Here is a 22,147-nt window from a genome sequence, read left to right as displayed (position 1 = left end):
ATAAAAATGTAGCTTGTCCGGGGAATTTATCAACTGAAAAGATAGTGATTATGGCACCATTTACTGGTCTTGTAAGAGAAACACCTCAGACGGCAGTGCTTAGTTTTTCACAGGAGCATGCATTGGCAGTAGCATATTTCCAATAAATGGTCCATTTCAATATATAAAAAGAAAAGAGAATTTCGCTTTTTCTAGGAGGGGAACGACATGAAATCTCATGACTTTATGAAACAAGCACTTGAGTTAGCTAAAGAAAATGAAAGAACAAAACATGGTGCTCCTTTTGGTGCAATTGTAGTTAAAAATGGACAGATTATTGGCTCTGGTGTAAATGAGGTTGCAATCACTAATGATTTGACGAATCATGCAGAGATTCAAGCAATCCGTCAAGCTTGTCACGCACTGAAAACGACCAATTTAGAAGGTTGTGAAATGTATGCAAGTACAGAACCTTGTCCTATGTGTTTGAGTGCCATTTACTATTCTAAAATTTCTACAGTTTATTATTTTAATGCTAGTAATCCTAGTCAAGATTATATCTATCATGAACTTTCTTTACCCCATCAGGAGAGGGCCATTCAAATGGTTCATCTAGCTATCAATCTTTAATAAATTTCGGGAGGTTCAATCAATGATACCAACAGCGTATTGGCTAACAAATGTACGATTAGAAATAGGATATCATTACGATAATGGGGTCGTTATAGGAACAAAAACTGCTCTTTTTAATGTACAAGTAGAAAGTGGTGAAATAAACCAAATTCTTAGCGTAGATCAGCCTTTAAAAACTGATTTGCCTAAGCGAGATGCACATGGTTACTTAATGCTCCCTTCTTTTAGAGATATGCATATTCATATAGATAAAACCTATTTTGGTGGACCATGGAAGGCTCCTTCGATTCCCACAGAAGGTCTTATTACAAGATTAAAAGAAGAAGAGATTCTACTGCCAGGGTTATTGCCTGTTGCAGAGGAACGAGCAAAAAAGTTACTAGATTTGCTCATACATGCAGGATCAACACATATTCGTACGCATTGTAATATTGATCCATTTATTGGGTTGAAAAATTTAGAAGCAGTCTTAAGAGCTAAAGAGGCTTACAAAGATAAAGTTGATTTAGAGGTTGTCGCTTTCCCACAACATGGCCTCTTACGTAGTAAATCCATTTCTTTAGTAAGGGAAGCTTTGCGAAGTGGAGCGTCTCTAGTAGGCGGTGTAGACCCTGCATCGATTGATGAAAATATAGAAAAATCCTTACAAACGGTGATGGAATTAGCGGTAGAAGCTGATGCAAATGTTGATTTGCATATCCATGATCCTGGTCATCTTGGTATTTTTACCTTTAAACGATTAGCTGCATTAACGGAGGAAGCGGGTTGGCATGGCCGAGTGACAATTAGTCATGCCATGGCCTTAGCCGATGTTTCAACTAATGAAGCAAGTGAAGTGGCAGCGTTACTAGCTCATCACGGTATTGACATTACTTCGTCTGTTCCATTGGATCATACCATTCCTATTCCGTTATTAGATCAAAAAGGTGTTCAAATCTCTTTGGGTGAAGATAGTATTACAGATCACTGGTCCCCGTTTGGTATAGGTGACAGCCTAGAAAAACTAGGCACGCTAGCTGAACGCTTTGGCTTAAGTGATGAACATTCACTTAGTCAAAGTCTAAAGTATATTGCAGGCGGCATAACACCTTTAAACAAGGATGGACAGCCCCAATGGCCGAAAATTGGAGATATGGCGAATGTCGTGTTTGTAGATGCAACTTGCTCAGCAGAAGCAGTTGCAAGAAGAGCAAGAAGAGTGGCGGTGCTCTTTACAGGGAAAATAGTTGCGGGTGAGCTTTAATTTTTGAAGAAGAAAGGATAAATCTGAAATGAATTCTACTTTTTGGTTAACAAATGTACGTCTTGAAACAGATTATCACTTTGAAAACGACACGATTACTAAAACGAACTCGGCTTGTTCTCATCTATTCATTAAAGATGGGAAAATTGCAGAAATAGTATCTGCTGATAGCCTATTAGATGATGATTATCCAAAAAAAGATATGAAACAGCTATTAGCACTACCTTCATTTATAGAAAAACATTGTCATTTGGATAAAACTCTGTTGAGCGACAAATGGCGGGCAGTTACACCAGTGAATAATATTTTTGAACGTTGTGAAATTGAAAAAGAGGTACTTCCAACCTTACATACAACTACGCAACAACGCGCTGAAAAACTACTTAGTCGTTATGTCCAGTTTGGAGTTACACATGTACGTACGCATGTGGATTTATATCCTGAGGTAGGGTTGAAAAATTTAGAAGAGGTTCAAAAAGCTTTACAAAATTTTGAAGGAAAGTTGTCTTATGAAATCGTTGCCTTTCCTCAACATGGTCTATTACGAACAAAGGCAACCAATTTAATAAGGGAGGCTCTACGTTTTGGGGCAGGATTTGTAGGAGGTGTCGATCCAGCTACTGTGGATGGAGATATTGAGGCTTCCTTACAACAAATGGTGGAACTCGCTGTTGAAGGAAACGCAGGGATTGACTTGCATTTGCATGACCCAGATCAATTGGGTACTTTTACAATGAAGAGATTAGCCAAATTAACAAAGGAAGCTGGTTTACAAGGCAAAGTAGCCATTAGCCATGCCTTTGGGCTAGGAGATGTTTCACACTCTGAGGCAGAAGAAATGGCGGACATCTTACGTGATGCAGGTATTACGATTGTAACGAGTGTCCCTCTGCGTAGAAAGTTTCCACCTGTTGGTTTATTACACAGTAAAGGAGTACCCGTTGCAATTGGGTGTGACAATATCTTTGATGTTTGGTCCCCATTTGGTAACGGAGATTTATTAGAACGAGCTGGTCGTTTGGCAAAAAGCTCAGGTTGGGAAGATGAACGCTCATTAGCCCAAACCCTTCAATTTATTACAGGGGGAAAAACCCCACTCAATCAAGCGGGTGAGCAAACATGGCCAAAAGTGGGAGATAGTGCAAATATGGTGTTTGTGGATGCTTCTTGCTCTGCTGAAGCAATTGCTCGAAGATCTCTACGTAAGGCAACTATATTCAATGGAAACTTTGTCTTTAGTTCGATTTAAAGCATAATTTATCGATAAAGAGTGGTTTTTTATATTGGGTATTATTGCTCTTTTGTTTAATTTGTTCTTTGCTCTACAGTAGTGCTAAAACTAAATCAAAAGAATTCAGTAGCTTCTTAGTAAAAGCTTAATCATATCCAACTGTATCCAAGTGTCATTACACAATTAGGATACAGTTTTTCTATGTCTTTCAAAAACAAAGGAATATATTAGAGACTAAGAGAAACAAATGAAATTATAGTCGATTCTTGTTATAATATAGGAAAGATGGCAACTGCTTATCGGGCTTTAACGATTCAGGCTCACGTCTAGATTAGCTTAAATGTGGATTTTTATAAAAAACAACTAAGAAATCCTGTTGAATGATAAATTTTAAGAGCGCAAGTAGTCGTTAGTAAACAGGCGTGAAAAAGCGTTTTTTAGAGAGGTGGATTTCATGACACAACCAATTCTGAACGATGAGCAAAAACTGTGGAATCGCTGGATACATGAGCGTGATCCCGATGCTGGTGATTTACTTATAAAAAAATACATTTCTTTAGTATCTTATCATGTCCAACGTATTGGTGCAGGTCTGCCCAAAAGCGTATCACGAGACGATTTAACGAGCTTAGGGATGGTAGGACTTTTTGATGCATTAAATAAATTTGACATTAACAGAGATTTAAAATTTGATACATATGCTTCGTTTAGAGTAAGAGGAGCCATCATCGATGGTTTACGAAAAGAAGACTGGTTACCACGGTCAGCGCGTGAAAAAGCCAAAAAATTAGATGCACAAATTGAACAACTAGAACAAAAATATATGCGTCATGTAACACCTGAGGAACTTGCGGAGCATATGGAAGTATCTGTTGAAGATGTTTATCAAACTGTACAAGAGCATTTTTTTTCAAATGTTCTTTCTATTAATGAACAACAGGACCAAGAAGAAACAGATGGCAAGTCATTTGTCATACGAGACGATACAACAAAAACACCTGAGCAAGCTATCATTAAATCAGAATTGTTAGATGATCTTGCGGAAAATATTCAGAAACTCAATGAAAAAGAACAGCTTGTCCTTAGTTTATTTTACACGGAGGAGTTAACCTTGACAGAAATTGGTGAAATGCTTGAACTATCAACCTCTCGTATTTCACAAATTCATTCAAAAGCGCTATTAAAGCTACGAAAGCTATTATCTAGTGAAATGATTAATGCGTAAATATCCTTGAGGGAGAGATTCCAATGAGTTTAAAAGGTGTTGAGTTACAGATTGCTATTCCAAAAACATTTGAAGCAGGAAAAATGGTTGATCAGGCACAGCAGCAAGTATTGGCTCAGCAAGCACATGCAAATGAAGCATTAAAAAAAGAAGTAGAGCGCAAGCAAAAAATTGTCAACACATCAGAAGGTATGGATGAAATTAGTGAGGATGAAGATGCAGGTGGTGAGTATTTAACAGGGATTCATAAAAAGAAAAAAAAGGATCAACAAGAAAAACAGGCACAACATCCGTTTAAAGGGAATTTCGTGGATTTTAGTGGATAGGAGTTTACAATGACAACCATTCTAATAGCGGTGCTATTCTTTTTACAGCTAATTTCATTTTACTTTCTTATCATTTTAAATACAAAGTTAGCAAAGTTTAAAGATTTGGAAAAGAAGCAAGAACGTTTAATGAGAGAAATGGACGACACCATTAGTGTGTATTTAGCTGAAATGAAAGATGAAAATGACCGTCTTATTAAAGAGCTACAAAGTGTCTCACAGTCGGAAATAGCTGCTAGTAGCTTGCATCAAACGGAACAATATATGACACCTCAGGAGCAGCCAACTTTGCCTGTAGTACACGAGGTGAAAAGTGATAGTTCTCTATCTTTAGAGAAAGATGCACGTATCTATGTACCTAAAAATATTGTCGCAAATGCTTATTCACGTCAGCAACATACAAGCTCGAAAATGGTGAAAACAGCTCCACCTCTAAAAGTGGAGGAGCAAAAAGAAGCTGAAAAATTGCTGACAGTGGAACAACAGGCTCTAGAATTAGCAAAACAGGGAAAATCACCAGAGGAAATAGCTAAACAACTGCAAAAGGGTAAAACAGAAATCGAGCTTTTACTGAAATTCCATCACTAAATTGTTGCGAATCGTTCAAAGCTATGATATAGTTGCAAATGGTGTTATTACTACACACGCATTTTGATGCAGTAAGTGGTGCTCTAAGATTAGGGTAGCTTGTTGTAGATGATAAATGCGGAGGATAAAAACCAAACATATTAGGAGGAAATTCACATGTCAGTAATTTCTATGAAACAATTACTTGAAGCTGGTGTACATTTCGGTCACCAAACTCGTCGTTGGAACCCAAAAATGAAGAAATATATCTTCGTTGAACGTAACGGGATCTACATCATCGACTTACAAAAAACTGTAAAAAAATTAGAGGAAGCTTATGACTTCATGCGTCAAGTTGGTCAAGACGGTGGTAAAGTTCTTTTCGTTGGTACGAAAAAACAAGCACAAGAAGCGATCAAAGATGAAGCTGAACGTTCAGGCAACTACTACATCAACCAACGTTGGTTAGGTGGTACTCTTACAAACTTCGGTACAATTCAAAAACGTGTTGCACGTATGAAACAAATCGAAAAAATGGAAGAAGAAGGAACTTTCGAAGTTCTTCCTAAAAAAGAAGTAATCCAACTTAAAAAAGAACACGAACGTCTAATCAAATTCTTAGGCGGTATCCGTGATATGCACGATCTTCCAGACGTAATGTTCGTGGTTGACCCACGTAAAGAACGTATTGCGGTTGCAGAAGCTCGTAAATTAAACATCCCTCTAGTAGGTATTGTTGATACTAACTGTGATCCAGATGAAATCGACTACGTAATCCCTGCTAATGATGATGCTATTCGCGCTGTTAAACTTTTAACTGCTAAAATGGCTGACGCTTTAATCGAGTCAAAACAAGGTGAAGAAGAAGCTCCAGCTGTAGAAGCTGCTGCTGAGTAATTCACGTTTACAAAAAGGTGATAAGTGGCTCAAAACCCTTATCACCTTTTTTAGAACCTATCATTAAATTATGTTCAACCAATTTGAGGAGGAAACACTAAATGGCAAACATTACTGCACAATTAGTAAAAGAATTACGCGAAAAAACTGGCGCTGGAATGATGGATTGTAAAAAAGCGTTAGTACAAACTGATGGCGACTTAGAAGCAGCTATCGACTTCCTACGTGAAAAAGGTCTTTCTTCAGCTGCTAAAAAAGCTGACCGCATCGCTGCAGAAGGTACAACTTATATTTTAGAACAAGGTAACGAAGCAATCATCCTTGAAGTAAATGCTGAAACTGACTTTGTTGCGAAAAACGACAAATTCCAAGTATTAGTTGCATCTTTAGCTGAGCAATTACTTGCTGCTAAACCTGCATCAGTTGAAGCTGCTTTAGAGCTTGCAAATACTGAAGGCGTAAAAATTGTAGATCAAATCTCAACTGCTATTGCAACAATTGGAGAAAAAATTACACTTCGTCGTTTCGAAATTAAAACAAAATCTGATGCAGATGCATTCGGTTCATACTTACACATGGGTGGCCGTATCGGTGTATTAGTAACTTTAGAAGGCTCTACTGATGCAGCAGCTGCTAAAGATGTTGCTATGCACATTGCAGCAATCAACCCAACTTATGTTTCTCGTGATGAAGTTTCTGCTGAAGAAGTTGAACGTGAGCGTAAAGTATTAACTGAACAAGCTCTTAACGAAGGTAAACCAGAAAACATCGTTGCAAAAATGGTTGAAGGCCGTCTTGGTAAATACTTCGAAGATGTTTGCTTACTTGACCAAACTTTCGTTAAAAACTCAGATCAAAAAGTACGTGATTTTGTAGCTTCAACTGGTGGTTCTGTAAACGGCTTTGTACGTTACGCTGTTGGTGAAGGTATCGAAAAACGTGAAGATAACTTTGCAGAAGAAGTAATGAGCCAAGTTAAAGGTAACTAATTTAGCTTGCATTTGATTCTAATCAAATAATATCTAGATTATCTAGACAAAAAAATGGGGAACACAACATAGCGTGTTCCCTATTTTTCCGAAGTGAATGAAAAAATGAAGATAATTTTCTATTCTGCCTTATTCACAACTAGCAATTATTGTTAGATATACTATAATGGAAAAGGGAATAGGGATGTTTTAAATAAAGTCTTACGGAGGTTTACAATGAGTGTACCGCAATATAAACGAGTAGTTATTAAACTAAGTGGTGAAGCGTTAGCTGGAGAAGCGGGCTTCGGTTTATCACCAAAAATAATCAAGTCTGTTGCAGAAGAAGTAAAAGAAGTAGTAGATCTTGATGTAGAAGTTGCTGTTGTTGTAGGTGGCGGTAATATATGGCGTGGGAAAATAGGTAGTGAAATGGGAATGGATCGTGCTGCTGCGGACTACATGGGCATGCTGGCAACCGTAATGAACTCCCTAGCTTTACAAGATGCACTTGAAAAATTAGGCATTGAAACACGTGTTCAATCTTCTATTGTGATGACTCAAGTAGCGGAGCCATACATTCGTCGTAAAGCAGTTAGACATCTTGAGAAAAAGCGTGTCGTTATCTTTGCAGCAGGGACAGGTAATCCATTCTTCTCTACTGATACGACTGCCGCATTACGAGCAGCAGAAATTGATGCTGATGCAATTTTAATGGCTAAAAACAATGTCGATGGCGTTTATTCAGCGGATCCTAAAGTGGATGAGACAGCCATTAAATATGATACACTCACATACTTAGACGTTATCCAACAAGGCTTACAAGTAATGGATTCAACGGCTTCAACTTTATGTATGGATAACGATATCCCGCTAATTGTTTTCTCAATTACGGAGCCGGGTAACATTAAACGTGCTGTACAAGGCGAAAAAATCGGAACAGTTGTTAGGAGGAATGTATAATGGCTAAACAAGTTTTAGAACAAGCTAAAGAAAAAATGAACAAAACAATCGCAGCTTTCTCACGCGAACTAGCATCTATTCGTGCAGGTCGTGCGAACGCATCTCTATTAGATCGTATTTCGGTTGATTACTATGGAGCAGCAACACCAATTAACCAACTTGCGGGTGTTTCTATACCTGAAGCTCGTTTATTAGTAATTACACCTTACGATAAATCTATTTTAGGTGATATTGAAAAAGCAATTATGAAATCAGATATTGGTATCACACCAACAAATGATGGTTCTGTCATTCGTCTTATGATTCCTGCTTTAACAGAAGAGCGTCGTAAGGATCTAGTAAAACAAGTGAAAAAAGAAGCGGAAGATGCAAAAATTGCTGTACGTAATGTTCGTCGTGATGCAAATGATGATTTGAAAAAACTTGAAAAAGCTGGCGAAATCACAGAAGACGATCTACGTGGCTATGGAGAAGATATTCAAAAGTTAACAGATGAATTCATTGTGAAAGTAGATCAAGTAGCGAAAGATAAAGAAAAAGAAATTTTAGAGGTGTAAATAAACCTTTTACACGTCTATGATGGAACTTTTTGATGAGATGAAGGCGTCCTATACTTAACAGGACGTCTTTTCTCTTTATTATTCATAGCCAAATTGCTTACTCAAATAGAGAGCATGTATGAATGTGAAAAGGTCATTAATGATACAATCATTATTATTTAACAAACTCATTCTTTAATATGTGTATAGTTCTAAAATAAGCTAGTACATACATAGTCAATTTAGAGGGAAAAAAAAGACAAAAGGCGCTTTTGTTTGTTATGATAGGTTAGTATACGTCCGATTAGTTGTAGTGGGGGAGTTAGCATGTTTAAAAAGCTATTAGGTAAACAAATAAATATGGATACACTATCATTGGAGGAGCGTGTGGCCCTAGCTAAAAGCGAGCCGATTCCTGCCCATGTAGCGATTATTATGGACGGAAATGGACGTTGGGCGAAGAAAAGAGCTATGCCACGTGTGGCTGGTCATCATGAAGGAATGAAGACGGTGCGTAAGGTGACGAGATTTGCATCAGACTTGGGTATTAAAGTCTTAACTGTCTATGCATTTTCCACTGAAAATTGGAAGAGACCAAAACCTGAGGTAGATTTTCTTATGCGGCTACCTGTTGAGTTTTTAGGTTCCTTTTTACCAGAAATGATGGAGCGTAATGTACGTGTCGAAATGATTGGAGACCCATCTTTATTACCTGCCCATACACAAAAAGCGTTGTATGAGGCAATGGAAGAAACGAAGCATAATACAGGGCTTATTTTAAATTTTGCACTGAATTATGGTAGTCGTTCTGAAATGGTCAATGCCATGAAAATGATGCTTCAAAAAGTGCAGGACGGTCAATTAACGATGCAAGACATAACAGAAGATTGCTTAACATCTCATTTAATGACGGCCCATTTACCTGAACCAGATCTTTTAATTCGTACAAGTGGTGAAGTGCGATTAAGTAACTTTATGCTATGGCAGCTCGCCTATACAGAATTTTGGTTTACAGATACATTGTGGCCAGATTTTAGTGAGGAAAACTTACTCGAAGCGGTGGAAAACTATCAGAAACGTAATCGCCGTTACGGTGGGTTGAAGGGAGAAGAAACAACTTGAAACAAAGAATTATTACCGCAATAATTGCAGCAGCACTTTTTATCCCATTCGTTATTTATGGAAAAGTACCATTTGCCTTACTTGTGCTAGCAATGGCTATTGTCGGTTTTTATGAAATACTTAAGATGAAAGGGATTTCCATCTTATCTGTGCCTGGCTTCTTAGGACTGATCACTTTAATTTTACTGGTTATCCCGAAAGACTGGAGTGAAAGGGTTGTAGAATTAATAGGCTATTCGTCTAATCTAATGGTAGTCTATGGTCTAATGATGCTACTTCTTATTTACGTGGTTTTAGTAAAAAATAAAATTACTTTTGACGAAGTTGGCTTTATTTTATTAGGCGCATTTTATGTGGGATTAGGATTCCATTATCTAATTGAAACTAGAAATGTTGGATTAGAGTATGTTGTCTATTGCTTATTAGTTGTTTGGACAACGGATTCAGGTGCATATTTTGTAGGTAGAAAATTAGGGAAAAATAAGTTATGGCCAGAAATTTCACCTAAGAAAACGATCGAAGGCTTTATAGGTGGAATAGTCATTGCTGTTATTTTTGCAGTAGGTATGCAACTCATTTACCCATTCGCAAATGGTTATATATCACTTGTTTTTGTAACGATTTTTGCCTCAATTATTGGTCAAATGGGCGATTTGGTAGAATCTGCTATTAAACGTCACTTTGATGTAAAAGATTCAGGCAATATTTTACCAGGGCATGGAGGAATTTTAGATCGCTTTGATAGTCTATTATTTGTCGTGCCTCTACTTCATTTTTTACATTTATTTGGTAATTAATTGTATAGGAAAAGACATTTTGCTAAATCATTTGCTTAGATAGAAAAAGGGGACAATTTGTTGTGAAAAAAATTAGTTTATTAGGTGCAACTGGTTCAATTGGTTGGCAAACCTACGATATCTTAAAAGAACAACGTGATGCTTTTCAATTAGTAGCTTTTTCATCAGGAAAGAACCTAGAGAAAACGCGAGAAATGATTGAAACATTAAAGCCCGAATTAGTTTCTGTGCAATTAGAAGAAGACGCACTAACACTAGCTAAAGAGTTTCCAAATATCCAATTTACGTTTGGAGCAAAAGGACTTGTAGAGGTCGCAACACATCCAGATTCGACTGTACTTGTCAATGCTGTGCTTGGAAGTGTAGGCCTTGAATCAACATTAGCAGCCATTCGTATGGGCAAAACGATTGCTATTGCTAATAAAGAAACGCTTGTAACTGCTGGTCATTTAGTGATGGCAGAGGCCAAAAAATACAAAGTAGCCATCTTGCCTGTAGATAGTGAGCACTCTGCCATCTTCCAATCGATGAATGGTGAGAATCCGAAAAATATCGAACGTTTGATTATTACCGCTTCTGGTGGTAGCTTCCGTGATAAAACACGAGAACAATTAAAACACGTGACGGTCGCAGATGCACTGAATCATCCAAACTGGTCTATGGGTGCAAAGATTACGATAGATTCCGCTACAATGATGAATAAGGGATTAGAAGTCATCGAAGCACATGTTTTATTTGATATGCCTTATGATAAAATAGATGTACTTTTGCATAGAGAAAGTATTATTCACTCTCTAGTTGAGTATCATGATACTAGTGTTATTGCTCAGCTAGGTACACCCGATATGCGTGTGCCAATCCAATATGCTTTAAGCTACCCAGACCGTATACCATTACAAAATGGTCAGCGACTAAATTTAGCGCAAATTGGTCAACTACATTTTCAAGAGATGGACTTTGAGCGATACCCTGCTTTGCGTTTAGCGTATGAGGCTGGTCGTATGGGTGGTACGATTCTGACAGCAATGAATGCAGCAAACGAAGCGGCAGTTGCAGCCTTTTTACAAGGGAAAATCACATTCCTTGAAATTGATGAGACGATTGAACGTGTGATGCAGGCACACCAAAACATTGCAGTACCAGATTTACAAACCATATTACATGTGGATAGTGAGACAAGAAAAATAGTGTTAGACATGGTAAAATAACGAAAGCACTGTATCGTTAACTAATCGCTATTAAAGGTGGGGTATTATGCAAACAGCCATTGCATTTATATTAATATTTGGTATGCTCGTCTTCTTCCATGAACTTGGACATTTCTTATTCGCCAAACGTGCAGGTATCTTAGTACGTGAATTTGCGATCGGAATGGGTCCCAAAATTTATGGAAAAACGCATGGTGAAACAATGTATACTATTCGATTATTACCAATCGGGGGATACGTACGTATGGCCGGCGAGGATATGGATGGCACGGAATTACAGCCAGGCTACCGAATAGGGCTTATTGTGAATGAAGATAATGTTGTTAAAAAAATTATTTTCAATCAAAATAATAAGCAGTTACCAGATTTATTATTTTTAGAAGTTGAACGCGCCGATTTAGAGAAGGAGTTATTTGTAGAGGGTTATGATGAAGAAGAACGTCTAGTTCGTTATCAAGTAGCTAGAGACTGTGTGCTTGTGGAAAATGGTCGTGAACTTGTCATTGCGCCACACGATCGTCAATTTAATGCAAAGACAGTTGGTCAACGAGCAATGACTATCTTTGCAGGCCCTTTGTTTAACTTTATTCTCGCATTTGTGATTTATTTAGTGATTGGATTGATCCATGGTGTACCAACATACGAGCCAATTATCACAGAAGTAGTAGAGAATGATCCAGCTGCACAGGCAGGGATGCTGGCAGGAGATAGAGTAACAGCTATTAACGGACAAGCAGTTGAAAAATGGCAAGATTTAGCTGCAATCGTTCAAGATCATCCAAACGAAGATATTGCTGTGACAGTTGAACGAAATGGACAATCAGTGAACTTAAATATGACCGTTAAGGAAATCCAGCAGGATGGCGAGAAATATGGTCAAATAGGTGTACGCTATGAAAGTCCCAGAGAATTTAACCCATTAAAGGCAGTTGTTTATGGAGCTCAAGAAACCTATAATATGACAGTGAAAATATTTGAACTATTAGGTATGCTAATTACTGGTAAGTTCACAATAGACGCACTTTCAGGTCCTGTAGGTATTTATAAAGCAACAGAGCAAGTTGCCCAGTATGGTATTATGAACCTAATGAATTGGGCAGCAATGCTAAGTATTAACTTAGGAATTATGAACCTACTTCCATTACCAGCACTTGACGGAGGCCGTTTATTATTCTTTGGCTTTGAAGCTTTACGTGGTAAACCAATTGACCGTCAAAAAGAAGGTATTGTACATTTTGTAGGAATCGTCCTACTCATGATTCTAATGGTGGTTGTTACATGGAACGATATACAAAGATTTTTCTTTTAATTCATTTACAGTTAAATGAAATTTGATTTCCTAGCTTTGAGCGCAATTTCGATGAAACATTGCGCTCAAAGCTAAATTTGTTTATGCTATTGAGAGTATAAACTTATCTATTGAAAAAGGTGGAACACTGAATGAAGCAAAGTAAAACATTTATCCCAACGTTACGTGAAGTACCTGCTGATGCTGAGGTAAAGTCACATAAGCAATTACTACGTGCAGGGTTTATTCGTCAAAATACAAGTGGGGTATACTCGTATTTACCGCTTGCAAAACGTGTGCTAACAAAAATTGAAACAATTATCCGAGAAGAAATGGAAGCTATCAACTCCATTGAGCTACTAATGCCATCTCTACAATCTGCTGAGCTATGGCAGGAATCAGGTCGCTGGGAAAAATACGGACCTGAATTAATGCGCTTAAAAGACCGACATGACCGTGATTTTGCATTAGGGCCAACACATGAAGAAGTCATTACAACTTTAGTCCGTGATGAAATTAAATCATATAAAAAATTACCGCTAACATTGTATCAAATTCAAACCAAATTCCGTGATGAAAAACGTCCTCGCTTTGGCTTACTACGAGGAAGGGAATTTATCATGAAAGATGCTTATTCTTTCCATGCGTCACGTGAAAGTTTAGATGAAACATATGAAGATCCGTAGCGTGCTTATTCAGATAGGTTCTGCGGTAAAGGCTAACACGACCGTGCTGTTATTGCAGATGCAGGTTCGATTGGCGGTAAAGGAACACATGAATTTATGGTCCTTTCTGAAATTGGGGAAGATACAATTGCGTACTCAGATACTTCTGATTATGCAGCAAATATCGAAATGGCTGAAGTAATTGTTGACTATCAACCATCTGATGAAGCTTTAAAAGATGTAGAAAAAGTAGCAACTCCAGAGCAAAAAACAATTGAAGATGTTTCAGCATTCTTAAAAGTAGAACCTGCTAATGTCATCAAATCTCTAGTTTTTGATGTAGATGGAGAGCTTGTAGTAGTGCTTTCACGTGGGGATCATGAAATTAATGATATCAAATTGAAAAATGCACTTGATGCAGGGTCTGTGGAACTTGCAAGTGAAGCAGCGATTCAAGAATTATTAGGTTGTGGCGTTGGCTCAATTGGTCCAGTGAAATTACCGGTAGACGTAAAAGTAGTAGCAGACCATGCTATTAAATCTATCCGTAATGGTATTGCAGGTGCCAACGAAGATGGATTCCATTTAGTCAATGTTAACCCTGAGCGTGATTTTGCAGTTAATGACTATTTAGATATTCGTTTTATTCAAGAGGGAGATCCTTCTCCTGATGGACAAGGTAACATTAAGTTTGCAGAAGGTATCGAGGTTGGTCATATTTTCAAATTAGGTACTACATACTCTGCTAAAATGAATGGTACTTTCTTAGATGAGCAAGGTAAGGCTCAACCATTTATTATGGGGTGCTATGGTATTGGTGTTTCCYGTATTCTAGCTGCTGTAGCGGAGCACTTCCAAGATGACAATGGCTTTACATGGCCAACACAATTAGCGCCATATGATATTCATGTTGTGCCAGTAAACACAAAAGATGAGGCACAAGTGACATTAGCGGAGGATCTTTATGGCTTATTAAAATCATACCGTTATGATGTGTTACTAGATGATCGTCCTGAACGAGCGGGTGTAAAATTCGCTGATGCTGATTTAATTGGCTTACCTGTTCGAGTAACTGTTGGTAAAAAAGCAACAGAAGGTATTGTAGAAGTGAAATTCCGTCAAACGGGTGAAACATTTGAATGGAAAAAAGAAGAAGTAATTGATCGTCTGAATGAATTTTTCCGTAAAAATTAATGACGAGCTAAAAATTGGTGATAATTAGAATTTGATGCTTTTAATAGAGGCTTTCGTATAATTTTGATAAGATAGATATAAATAATTCGCGACACTTCTGCGGGACAGTGAGCCAAGCAAGCAACAACAGATGGTAAAATATCTGTTAAACTTGAAGAGCGCCCGCAGTGTGGGAGCGAATTTTTTTCTTGAATTCATCATGCGTTTGAGACGAATTAGAACATGAGGCTAAAGAAATTGCCTCTTTCTGAAAGTAGGTGTCATTAGATTGGAACAGCAACAAGAGGCAAGAATGAGACTTCGAATGCTCTTGCAACAACTAGAGTTAACAGATGATGTATATATGTCATTTTTTGAGGAAGGTGAACTATCACGCCTGACAGTTCATAAAAAGGATAGACTTTGGCATTTCACAATTAAGTTAAAGGATATATTACCGTTTCCGTTATATCAGCTTTTCCGTACGCATTTGACAGAGAAATTTTCAACGATAGCACAAGTTAATACGACATTTGAAACATTAGAAAAAAATGTCACAGAGGAACTGGTGCAAGCGTACTGGCTAAATGTTGTGGAACAAATTGATGAGATGGCTCCAACGCTTAAAAATTGTCTCATTACCCAAATACCAACGTGGAACGGCCAAAAAATGACTTTATCCTGTATGCAGGAAATGGAATTTATGATGCTCAAATCGAAGTATGCGGACAAACTAGCAGAAAGCTATGGTCAATTTGGTTTCCCTCGTATGGCAATCGACTTTGTGCTACAAGAAGAAACGGAAGAAATGATAGCGGCACAGGAAGCATTTATGGAGCAGAAACGTCTGGAAGAAGTGGCTCTGGCACAGCAAGCGATGCAAGATTTCCAAAAGCGTGAGCAAGAGAAGAAAGACAATCCGGCACTGGCCAACCTTGGCGACCGTCCATTCCAACTTGGGATGCATATTAAAGATGATGAAATCATGGAAATTAAACGGATTGTTGAAGAAGAACGCCGTGTTATTATTGAAGGATTTGTCTTTGATACGGAAATAAAAGAATTAAAAAGTGGACGCTCCTTATTACAAATCAAAATTACCGACTATACAGATTCCATCATTGTTAAAATGTTTTCTCGTGACAATGATGATGCTGAATTAATGCAACATCTGAAAAAGGGCATGTGGGTTAAAGTTCGAGGCTCTGTTCAAACCGATACGTTTATTCGTGATTTAATCGTCATGGCGAATGATATTAATGAAATCAAAAAAGAAACACGACAAGATTTAGCACCAGAGGGTGAAAAGCGTGTTGAGTTACATTTGCATACACCAATGAGCCAAATGGACGCTGTTACACCTGTGGATCGGCTTGTTGCTCAAGCTGCAAAGTGGGGGCATCCAGCAATAGCTATTACAGATCATGCGGTGGTACAATCATTCCCTGAAGCATATGCAGCGGGCAAGAAACATGGCATTAAGATTATTTATGGTCTGGAAGCAAATTTAGTTGATGATGGTGTACCAATTGCCTATGCTCCAGAGCATCGTTTATTGGCAGACACAACGTATGTTGTTTTTGACGTAGAAACGACAGGGCTATCAACTGCATATGATACCATTATTGAATTGGCTGCAGTTAAAATTAAAGATGGACAAGTTATTGATAAATATGAAAGTTTTGCAAATCCACATCATCCACTTTCGGCTACTACCATTGAATTAACAGGTATTACGGATGATATGGTTCGAAATGCACCAGAGGTAGAGCAGGTCATTAAAGAATTTCATGCCTTTATTGGAGATGCAATCGTTGTCGCTCATAACGCATCATTTGATATTGGTTTCCTATATACAGGCTATAAAAAATTTGGTCTTGAAGACACAGTCCATCCTGTCATTGATACATTAGAGCTAGCAAGATTGCTTTACCCTACAATGAAAAACCATCGCTTGAATACACTGTGTAAAAAATTCAATATTGAATTAACACAGCATCACCGAGCAATTTATGATACAGAGGCGACAGGATATCTACTGCTGCAGCTATTAAAGGATGCTGATGAGCTAGCTATTAAATACCATGATGACTTCAATAAGCATATTGGTGGTGGGGATGCCTATAAAAAAGGTAGACCTATGCATTGTACAATTTTAGCAGTTGATAATGCAGGCTTAAAAAACTTATTTAAAATCGTCTCACACTCTCATACAAAAACATTCTATCGTGTTCCTCGGGTGACACGTGCCGTGCTTGAACAATATCGTGAGGGTTTATTAGTTGGATCAGGTTGCAGTAATGGTGAAGTATTCGAAACAATGATGAATAAGTCTCCAGAGGAAGCAGAGAAAGTTGCTCGTTTTTATGATTATATTGAGGTGCAACCGAAGGCTGTATATGCACCATTAATCGAACGCAATGTTGTACGTGATGAATGGACATTAGAAGATATTATCCGTAAACTTGTTAAACTCGGGAAGAAGCTAGATAAACCTGTTGTTGCAACTGGAAATGTTCATTATTTAGATCCGACAGATGGGATGTTTAGGCAGATACTTATTGGTTCACAAGGTGGAGCAAATATTTTAAATCGTTCTAAGCTGCCAGAGGTCCATTTTAGAACAACTGATGAAATGCTGAAAGAATTTGATTTTTTAGGACCGGACCTTGCAAAAGAAGTGGTTGTGACGAATGCTCAAAAAGTAGCAGCAAGTATTGGGGACGTTAAACCGATTAAGGATGACCTATATACACCAAAAATTGAGGGCTCCGATGATGAAGTAACCAATTTAACTTATGAAATGGCCCATCGTATTTATGGTGAGGAGTTACCGGAAATTGTGAAAGCTCGAATTGAAAAAGAGTTAAAATCGATTTTGGGACACGGTTTTGGTGTAATTTATTTAATTTCTGCCAAGCTAGTGAAAAAATCATTAGCTGATGGCTATTTAGTTGGATCACGTGGTTCGGTGGGTTCCTCATTAGTAGCCACTTTTATGGAAATCACAGAGGTTAACCCATTACCGCCTCACTATATTTGTCCTAGTTGTAAACATTCCGAGTTTTTCGATGATGGATCTGTCAGCTCAGGCTTTGATTTACCAAATAAAGACTGTACGGAATGTGGAACACCTTATAAAAAAGATGGACAAGACATACCATTTGAAACCTTCCTTGGATTCAAAGGTGATAAGGTACCAGATATCGATTTAAATTTTTCTGGTGAATATCAGCCTCAAGCGCACAACTATACAAAGGTGCTATTTGGTGAGGATTATGTATTCCGTGCTGGAACAATCGGTACAGTTGCGGAGAAAACAGCATATGGCTATGTGAAAGGCTATGCAAATGATCATAATTTACATTTTCGTGGAGCAGAAGTTGATCGTTTAGTTCAAGGCTGTACAGGAGTAAAACGTACAACTGGGCAACACCCTGGAGGAATTATTGTTGTTCCAGATTATATGGACATTTATGATTTTTCTCCAGTGCAATTCCCTGCAGATGCGCAGGATGCAGAATGGCGTACAACCCATTTTGATTTCCACTCTATTCATGACAATATTTTAAAGCTAGATATACTTGGACACGATGATCCAACGGTGATCAGAATGTTACAGGATTTATCGGGAATTGATCCTAAAACAATTCCGACCGATGATCCTGTCGTCATGAAAATTTTTAGTTCTCCTGAATCTTTAGGTGTTACAGAAAAGCAAATTGGCTGTAAGACAGGGACACTAGGTATACCAGAATTCGGTACGCGTTTTGTACGTCAAATGCTAGAAGATACGAAGCCTTCGACATTCTCGGAGCTTGTACAAATTTCTGGACTTTCCCATGGAACAGACGTATGGCTAGGGAATGCACAAGAATTAATTCAAAACGGTACATGTGTGCTAAAAGAAGTAATTGGTTGTCGTGATGACATTATGGTGTATTTAATTTATCAAGGTCTAGAGCCGTCACTAGCCTTCAAAATTATGGAATCGGTTCGTAAAGGGAAGGGATTATCAGAAGAATTTGAAGCCGAGATGCTCGCCAATAAAGTACCAGGTTGGTATATTGAATCTTGTAAAAAGATAAAATACATGTTCCCGAAAGCCCATGCCGCAGCATACGTGCTAATGGCAGTACGAATTGCCTGGTTCAAGGTCCATTTTCCAATCCTTTATTATGCAGCGTATTTCACAGTTCGAGCAGATGATTTTGATTTAATTGCAATGGTGCAAGGATCGCAAATGATTCGAGCACGGATTGATGAAATCAATATGAAAGGCTTAGATGCATCCACTAAAGAGAAAAACTTATTAACGGTGCTGGAGCTTGCATTGGAAATGTGTGAGCGAGGTATGAGTTTCCAAAAGGTTGACCTATATCGTTCCCAAGCTAGTGAGTTTGTCATTGATGGCAATTCACTAATCCCTCCGTTCGATGCAATTCCGGGTCTTGGAACCAACGTGGCGAAAACGATCGTAGCTGCTCGTGAAGAGGGAGAGTTTTTATCCAAGGAAGATTTACAGCAACGTGGTCGTGTTTCCAAAACGCTTATCGAATACATGGACCAGCTTGGTTGTTTAGAAGGCATGCCTGATGCTAATCAGTTATCGCTATTCTAGTATTACAATTGTTTTGCATAGAAAGGTCACAATGTAAATTCAAATTCCTGACACAATATGGTTATCTATAATGAAGGAAATTTGCATTGTGTCGAGAACTGTGCTATTCTAATGGTAATAATTTGTTGATATTTTTCCAGCAAAAGAGTGGGGCATACCCGCTCTTTTCTGTTGTTTAACCGTAGCAAAACAAATTTTGACTAACAGCAGGTAAGACCGTAAAATTTCACCAAAGCAACTGGTGGAATTTCTGTTTTATTATGGTTCATTACTGCGTTAACCTGATAGTGATGAACAATTCATACGCTAGAATTTGATAAATACAGGAGGAAATAATGAGCAAAGTACCATCTTTAATTGAAGAGCTCGCTAAACCAATTGTGGATGAGTTAAATCTTGAGCTAGTGGATATTGAGTTCGTAAAAGAAGGACGAAACTGGTTTTTACGTGTCTATGTTGATACACCTGAGGGTGGAATTGACATAGATCAATGTGCTCAAGTGAGTGAACGACTAAGCTTGTTATTGGATGAAAAAGATCCAATTACACAAAACTATTATTTAGAAGTTTCTTCGCCTGGAGCGGAACGTCCATTAAAAAAAGATACGGATTTTGTCAAAGCAGTTGGCAAGTTTATTTATGTAAAAACCTATGAGCCCATCAAGGACATGAAGGAATTCCAAGGCTACTTAACGTCATACGATGAACATACATTAGTGATGGAAGTGCGTATTAAAACACGTAAAATAACAGTAACAATTGAACAAGAAAAAATCGCATTGGCACGACTTGCCATCGATTTTTCTGCATAAAGCATATTTAGGAGTGAAAACAAAATGAGTAGTGATTTGTTAGATGCGCTGAATGCGCTAGAAGAACAAAAAGGAATTTCAAGAGATGTGTTAATCGAAGCCATTGAAGCGGCATTAGTTACAGCTTACAAACGCAACTTTAACCAAGCACAAAATGTTCGAGTAGACTTAAATTTAGATAAGGGCTCAATTCGTGTATTTTCACGTAAAGATGTTGTGGAAGAGGTAGAAGATGATCGTTTGCAAATTTCTTTAGAAGATGCAAAAGTCATTAATCCAGCCTATCAGCTAGAGGATATCGTGGAGCAGGAAGTAACACCACGTAACTTTGGACGCATTGCTGCACAAACAGCAAAGCAAGTAGTTACACAACGCGTACGTGAAGCGGAACGAGGTTTAATTTATGAGCAGTACGTAGACCGTGAAGATGATATCGTAACTGGCGTTGTTGAACGTTTAGATGCTCGTAATATCTATGTAGGTTTAGGGAAAGTAGAAGCGGCATTGCCTGTTAATGAACAAATCCAAGGTGAATCTTATCATCCACATGATCGTATTAAAGTGTATATTACAAAAGTAGAACGTACAACTCGTGGACCTCAAGTGATTGTGTCTCGTACACATCCTGGTTTATTACGTCGATTATTTGAGATGGAAGTACCTGAAATTTATGAGGGTATTGTAGAGATTAAATCAATTGCACGTGAAGCCGGAGATCGCTCTAAAATTTCTGTTTTCGCTCATAATGAGGAAGTGGATCCAGTTGGTTCATGTGTTGGGGCAAAGGGAGCTCGTGTACAAACAATTGTCAATGAACTAAATGGTGAAAAAATTGATATCGTAGAATGGTCTGAAGACCCAGTTGTATTTGTAGCTAATGCATTAAGCCCATCAAAAGTATTAGATGTACAAGTGAATGAAGAAGAAAAGTCGACAACAGTCGTTGTACCAGACTATCAATTATCTCTAGCTATCGGTAAACGTGGGCAAAATGCTCGTCTAGCAGCGAAGCTTACTGGCTGGAAAATTGATATTAAGAGTGAGACTGATGCTCGTGAATTAGGTATTTATCCTTCGGCTACAAGCACTTTCATCCCTGCTCATGATGAAGAAAGTGATTTTGATGATGTAGCAGTTGACTTATATCAAGACGACGAAGAATAAGTAAGAAAGCCCGTGTGACAAGTTAGCTGACAGTATTCAGTGGGCCCCCTACGCCGACTGAATACTGTCAGAGCGTCAAGTAGAGCATGACTTGTCCACCTCTTACGACAAGCTTCAGAGAGGAATGGTGATTCTTATGGCTGTAAACAAAAAAGTACCTCTTCGTAAATGTGTAGCAACTGGAGAAATGCTACCAAAGAAAGAGATGATACGTGTTGTTCGTTCGAAAGAGGGCGAAGTAAGTGTAGATGTCTCCGGGAAAAAGCCTGGGCGTGGTGCCTATGTCTCTAAATCAGAGCAGGCAGTTGACCTCGCGCGTAAGAAAAATGTATTAGGGCACCAACTTGATGTAAAAATTCCTGAAGAAATATACGAGGAACTTATTTTGCTGATTCGTAGGGAGTCAATTTTATGATAAATCAAGCAATATTTAATTTGCTTGGAATCGCAGCAAGAGCACGTAAGGTGATTTCAGGAGAAGAGTTAGTAGTAAAGGAAGTCCGCAATGGCAATGCTAAACTAGTACTGCTTGCAAACGATGCTTCTAAAAACTCTAGTAAAAAAATTCAAGATAAGTGCACGTACTACAACGTTGAGTATCATGTAATTGGAGATCGATATGATCTAGGACATGCTACAGGTAAGGAGGCCCGTGTGGCTTTAGCTATTACCGATAAAGGTTTTGCAAGTAAATTGTCTAGTCTACTCAACGAAAACTAATCGGGG

Annotated in this window: 19 protein-coding genes and 1 pseudogene; all 20 read left to right on the top strand. The window is 38.2% G+C overall.

Annotated elements, in window-relative coordinates; all coding sequences use genetic code 11:
- The first annotated feature begins 207 nt into the window (after positions 1 to 207).
- The 20 genes and pseudogenes from ACHZEU_RS08390 (at position 208) to ACHZEU_RS08295 (ending at position 22,141) form a co-directional block, all read left to right on the top strand.
- A complete protein-coding gene (locus tag ACHZEU_RS08390) occupies positions 208 to 609 on the top strand; it encodes a nucleoside deaminase (protein WP_048391582.1) in 402 nt (133 codons plus the stop codon).
- A 22-nt stretch (positions 610 to 631) separates the two neighbouring features.
- On the top strand, positions 632 to 1,855 hold the full coding sequence (locus ACHZEU_RS08385) for an amidohydrolase (RefSeq protein ID WP_279494197.1): 1,224 nt from the start codon (positions 632 to 634) through the stop codon (positions 1,853 to 1,855).
- A 28-nt stretch (positions 1,856 to 1,883) separates the two neighbouring features.
- A complete protein-coding gene (locus ACHZEU_RS08380) occupies positions 1,884 to 3,104 on the top strand; it encodes an amidohydrolase (RefSeq protein WP_279494198.1) in 1,221 nt (406 codons plus the stop codon).
- 436 nt (positions 3,105 to 3,540) lie between these two features.
- Positions 3,541 to 4,311, top strand: coding sequence for a FliA/WhiG family RNA polymerase sigma factor (locus ACHZEU_RS08375; protein ID WP_036080567.1), 771 nt, complete (start codon positions 3,541 to 3,543; stop codon positions 4,309 to 4,311).
- A gap of 23 nt (positions 4,312 to 4,334) precedes the next feature.
- On the top strand, positions 4,335 to 4,637 hold the full coding sequence (locus ACHZEU_RS08370; protein ID WP_048391575.1) for a hypothetical protein: 303 nt from the start codon (positions 4,335 to 4,337) through the stop codon (positions 4,635 to 4,637).
- A 9-nt stretch (positions 4,638 to 4,646) separates the two neighbouring features.
- Positions 4,647 to 5,225, top strand: a complete 579-nt coding sequence (locus tag ACHZEU_RS08365; protein ID WP_048391573.1) for a hypothetical protein — start codon at positions 4,647 to 4,649, stop codon at positions 5,223 to 5,225.
- A gap of 156 nt (positions 5,226 to 5,381) precedes the next feature.
- On the top strand, positions 5,382 to 6,101 hold the full coding sequence (gene rpsB / locus ACHZEU_RS08360; RefSeq protein WP_004269262.1) for a 30S ribosomal protein S2: 720 nt from the start codon (positions 5,382 to 5,384) through the stop codon (positions 6,099 to 6,101).
- Between the two features lie 101 nt (positions 6,102 to 6,202).
- Entirely contained in the window at positions 6,203 to 7,090 is an 888-nt protein-coding gene (tsf, locus tag ACHZEU_RS08355) for a translation elongation factor Ts (protein WP_257961805.1), read from the top strand.
- A 216-nt stretch (positions 7,091 to 7,306) separates the two neighbouring features.
- Positions 7,307 to 8,032, top strand: a complete 726-nt coding sequence (pyrH, locus tag ACHZEU_RS08350; RefSeq protein ID WP_004269260.1) for a UMP kinase — start codon at positions 7,307 to 7,309, stop codon at positions 8,030 to 8,032.
- Complete coding sequence (gene frr / locus ACHZEU_RS08345) at positions 8,032 to 8,589, top strand: ribosome recycling factor (RefSeq protein WP_004269259.1); 558 nt, start codon at positions 8,032 to 8,034, stop codon at positions 8,587 to 8,589. Before pyrH ends, frr begins: the two co-directional genes overlap by 1 nt.
- A 309-nt stretch (positions 8,590 to 8,898) precedes the next feature.
- The gene (locus ACHZEU_RS08340) at positions 8,899 to 9,693 is read left to right on the top strand and encodes an isoprenyl transferase (protein WP_004269258.1); all 795 of its coding nucleotides are present in this window, start codon (positions 8,899 to 8,901) and stop codon (positions 9,691 to 9,693) included.
- Positions 9,690 to 10,490 carry a phosphatidate cytidylyltransferase gene (locus ACHZEU_RS08335; RefSeq protein ID WP_048391571.1) on the top strand — a complete coding sequence of 267 codons (801 nt, stop codon included), beginning with the start codon at positions 9,690 to 9,692 and terminating at the stop codon, positions 10,488 to 10,490. The genes ACHZEU_RS08340 and ACHZEU_RS08335 overlap by 4 nt, the downstream gene beginning before the upstream one ends.
- Before the next feature lie 62 nt (positions 10,491 to 10,552).
- Positions 10,553 to 11,698 (top strand): 1-deoxy-D-xylulose-5-phosphate reductoisomerase, encoded by a 1,146-nt coding sequence (gene dxr / locus ACHZEU_RS08330; protein ID WP_004269256.1) that lies wholly within the window; start codon positions 10,553 to 10,555, stop codon positions 11,696 to 11,698.
- A 46-nt stretch (positions 11,699 to 11,744) separates the two neighbouring features.
- The gene (rseP, locus tag ACHZEU_RS08325; protein WP_054550529.1) at positions 11,745 to 13,007 is read left to right on the top strand and encodes an RIP metalloprotease RseP; all 1,263 of its coding nucleotides are present in this window, start codon (positions 11,745 to 11,747) and stop codon (positions 13,005 to 13,007) included.
- A 131-nt stretch (positions 13,008 to 13,138) separates the two neighbouring features.
- A pseudogene (locus ACHZEU_RS08320) lies at positions 13,139 to 14,845 on the top strand (proline--tRNA ligase).
- 268 nt (positions 14,846 to 15,113) lie between these two features.
- Positions 15,114 to 19,445, top strand: coding sequence for a PolC-type DNA polymerase III (locus ACHZEU_RS08315; RefSeq protein WP_279494202.1), 4,332 nt, complete (start codon positions 15,114 to 15,116; stop codon positions 19,443 to 19,445).
- Positions 19,446 to 19,780: 335 nt separating this feature from the next.
- Positions 19,781 to 20,257: a ribosome maturation factor RimP gene (rimP, locus tag ACHZEU_RS08310; protein ID WP_004269252.1), complete on the top strand. Its 477-nt coding sequence runs from the start codon at positions 19,781 to 19,783 to the stop codon at positions 20,255 to 20,257.
- A 24-nt stretch (positions 20,258 to 20,281) separates the two neighbouring features.
- The gene (nusA, locus tag ACHZEU_RS08305) at positions 20,282 to 21,421 is read left to right on the top strand and encodes a transcription termination factor NusA (RefSeq protein ID WP_048391564.1); all 1,140 of its coding nucleotides are present in this window, start codon (positions 20,282 to 20,284) and stop codon (positions 21,419 to 21,421) included.
- Positions 21,422 to 21,557: 136 nt separating this feature from the next.
- Complete coding sequence (gene rnpM / locus ACHZEU_RS08300; RefSeq protein ID WP_004269250.1) at positions 21,558 to 21,836, top strand: RNase P modulator RnpM; 279 nt, start codon at positions 21,558 to 21,560, stop codon at positions 21,834 to 21,836.
- Positions 21,833 to 22,141, top strand: a complete 309-nt coding sequence (locus ACHZEU_RS08295; protein ID WP_004225011.1) for a YlxQ family RNA-binding protein — start codon at positions 21,833 to 21,835, stop codon at positions 22,139 to 22,141. The genes rnpM and ACHZEU_RS08295 overlap by 4 nt, the downstream gene beginning before the upstream one ends.
- Positions 22,142 to 22,147 lie beyond the last annotated feature (6 nt).

This window comes from Lysinibacillus sp. S1, assembly GCF_044986265.1.
Lineage (GTDB): Bacteria > Bacillota > Bacilli > Bacillales_A > Planococcaceae > Lysinibacillus > Lysinibacillus capsici.
This window is presented reverse-complemented; position numbering and strand designations above follow the sequence as displayed.

Excerpts from the sequence above, each read along its gene's own strand:
- ACHZEU_RS08390 (WP_048391582.1), top strand. The coding sequence starts at position 208 with ATGAAATCTCATGACTTTATGAAACAAGCACTTGAGTTAGCTAAAGAA.
- ACHZEU_RS08385 (WP_279494197.1), top strand. The coding sequence starts at position 632 with ATGATACCAACAGCGTATTGGCTAACAAATGTACGATTAGAAATAGGA.
- ACHZEU_RS08380 (WP_279494198.1), top strand. The coding sequence starts at position 1,884 with ATGAATTCTACTTTTTGGTTAACAAATGTACGTCTTGAAACAGATTAT.
- ACHZEU_RS08375 (WP_036080567.1), top strand. The coding sequence starts at position 3,541 with ATGACACAACCAATTCTGAACGATGAGCAAAAACTGTGGAATCGCTGG.
- ACHZEU_RS08370 (WP_048391575.1), top strand. The coding sequence starts at position 4,335 with ATGAGTTTAAAAGGTGTTGAGTTACAGATTGCTATTCCAAAAACATTT.
- ACHZEU_RS08365 (WP_048391573.1), top strand. The coding sequence starts at position 4,647 with ATGACAACCATTCTAATAGCGGTGCTATTCTTTTTACAGCTAATTTCA.
- rpsB (WP_004269262.1), top strand. The coding sequence starts at position 5,382 with ATGTCAGTAATTTCTATGAAACAATTACTTGAAGCTGGTGTACATTTC.
- tsf (WP_257961805.1), top strand. The coding sequence starts at position 6,203 with ATGGCAAACATTACTGCACAATTAGTAAAAGAATTACGCGAAAAAACT.
- pyrH (WP_004269260.1), top strand. The coding sequence starts at position 7,307 with ATGAGTGTACCGCAATATAAACGAGTAGTTATTAAACTAAGTGGTGAA.
- frr (WP_004269259.1), top strand. The coding sequence starts at position 8,032 with ATGGCTAAACAAGTTTTAGAACAAGCTAAAGAAAAAATGAACAAAACA.
- ACHZEU_RS08340 (WP_004269258.1), top strand. The coding sequence starts at position 8,899 with ATGTTTAAAAAGCTATTAGGTAAACAAATAAATATGGATACACTATCA.
- rseP (WP_054550529.1), top strand. The coding sequence starts at position 11,745 with ATGCAAACAGCCATTGCATTTATATTAATATTTGGTATGCTCGTCTTC.
- rimP (WP_004269252.1), top strand. The coding sequence starts at position 19,781 with ATGAGCAAAGTACCATCTTTAATTGAAGAGCTCGCTAAACCAATTGTG.
- nusA (WP_048391564.1), top strand. The coding sequence starts at position 20,282 with ATGAGTAGTGATTTGTTAGATGCGCTGAATGCGCTAGAAGAACAAAAA.
- rnpM (WP_004269250.1), top strand. The coding sequence starts at position 21,558 with ATGGCTGTAAACAAAAAAGTACCTCTTCGTAAATGTGTAGCAACTGGA.
- ACHZEU_RS08295 (WP_004225011.1), top strand. The coding sequence starts at position 21,833 with ATGATAAATCAAGCAATATTTAATTTGCTTGGAATCGCAGCAAGAGCA.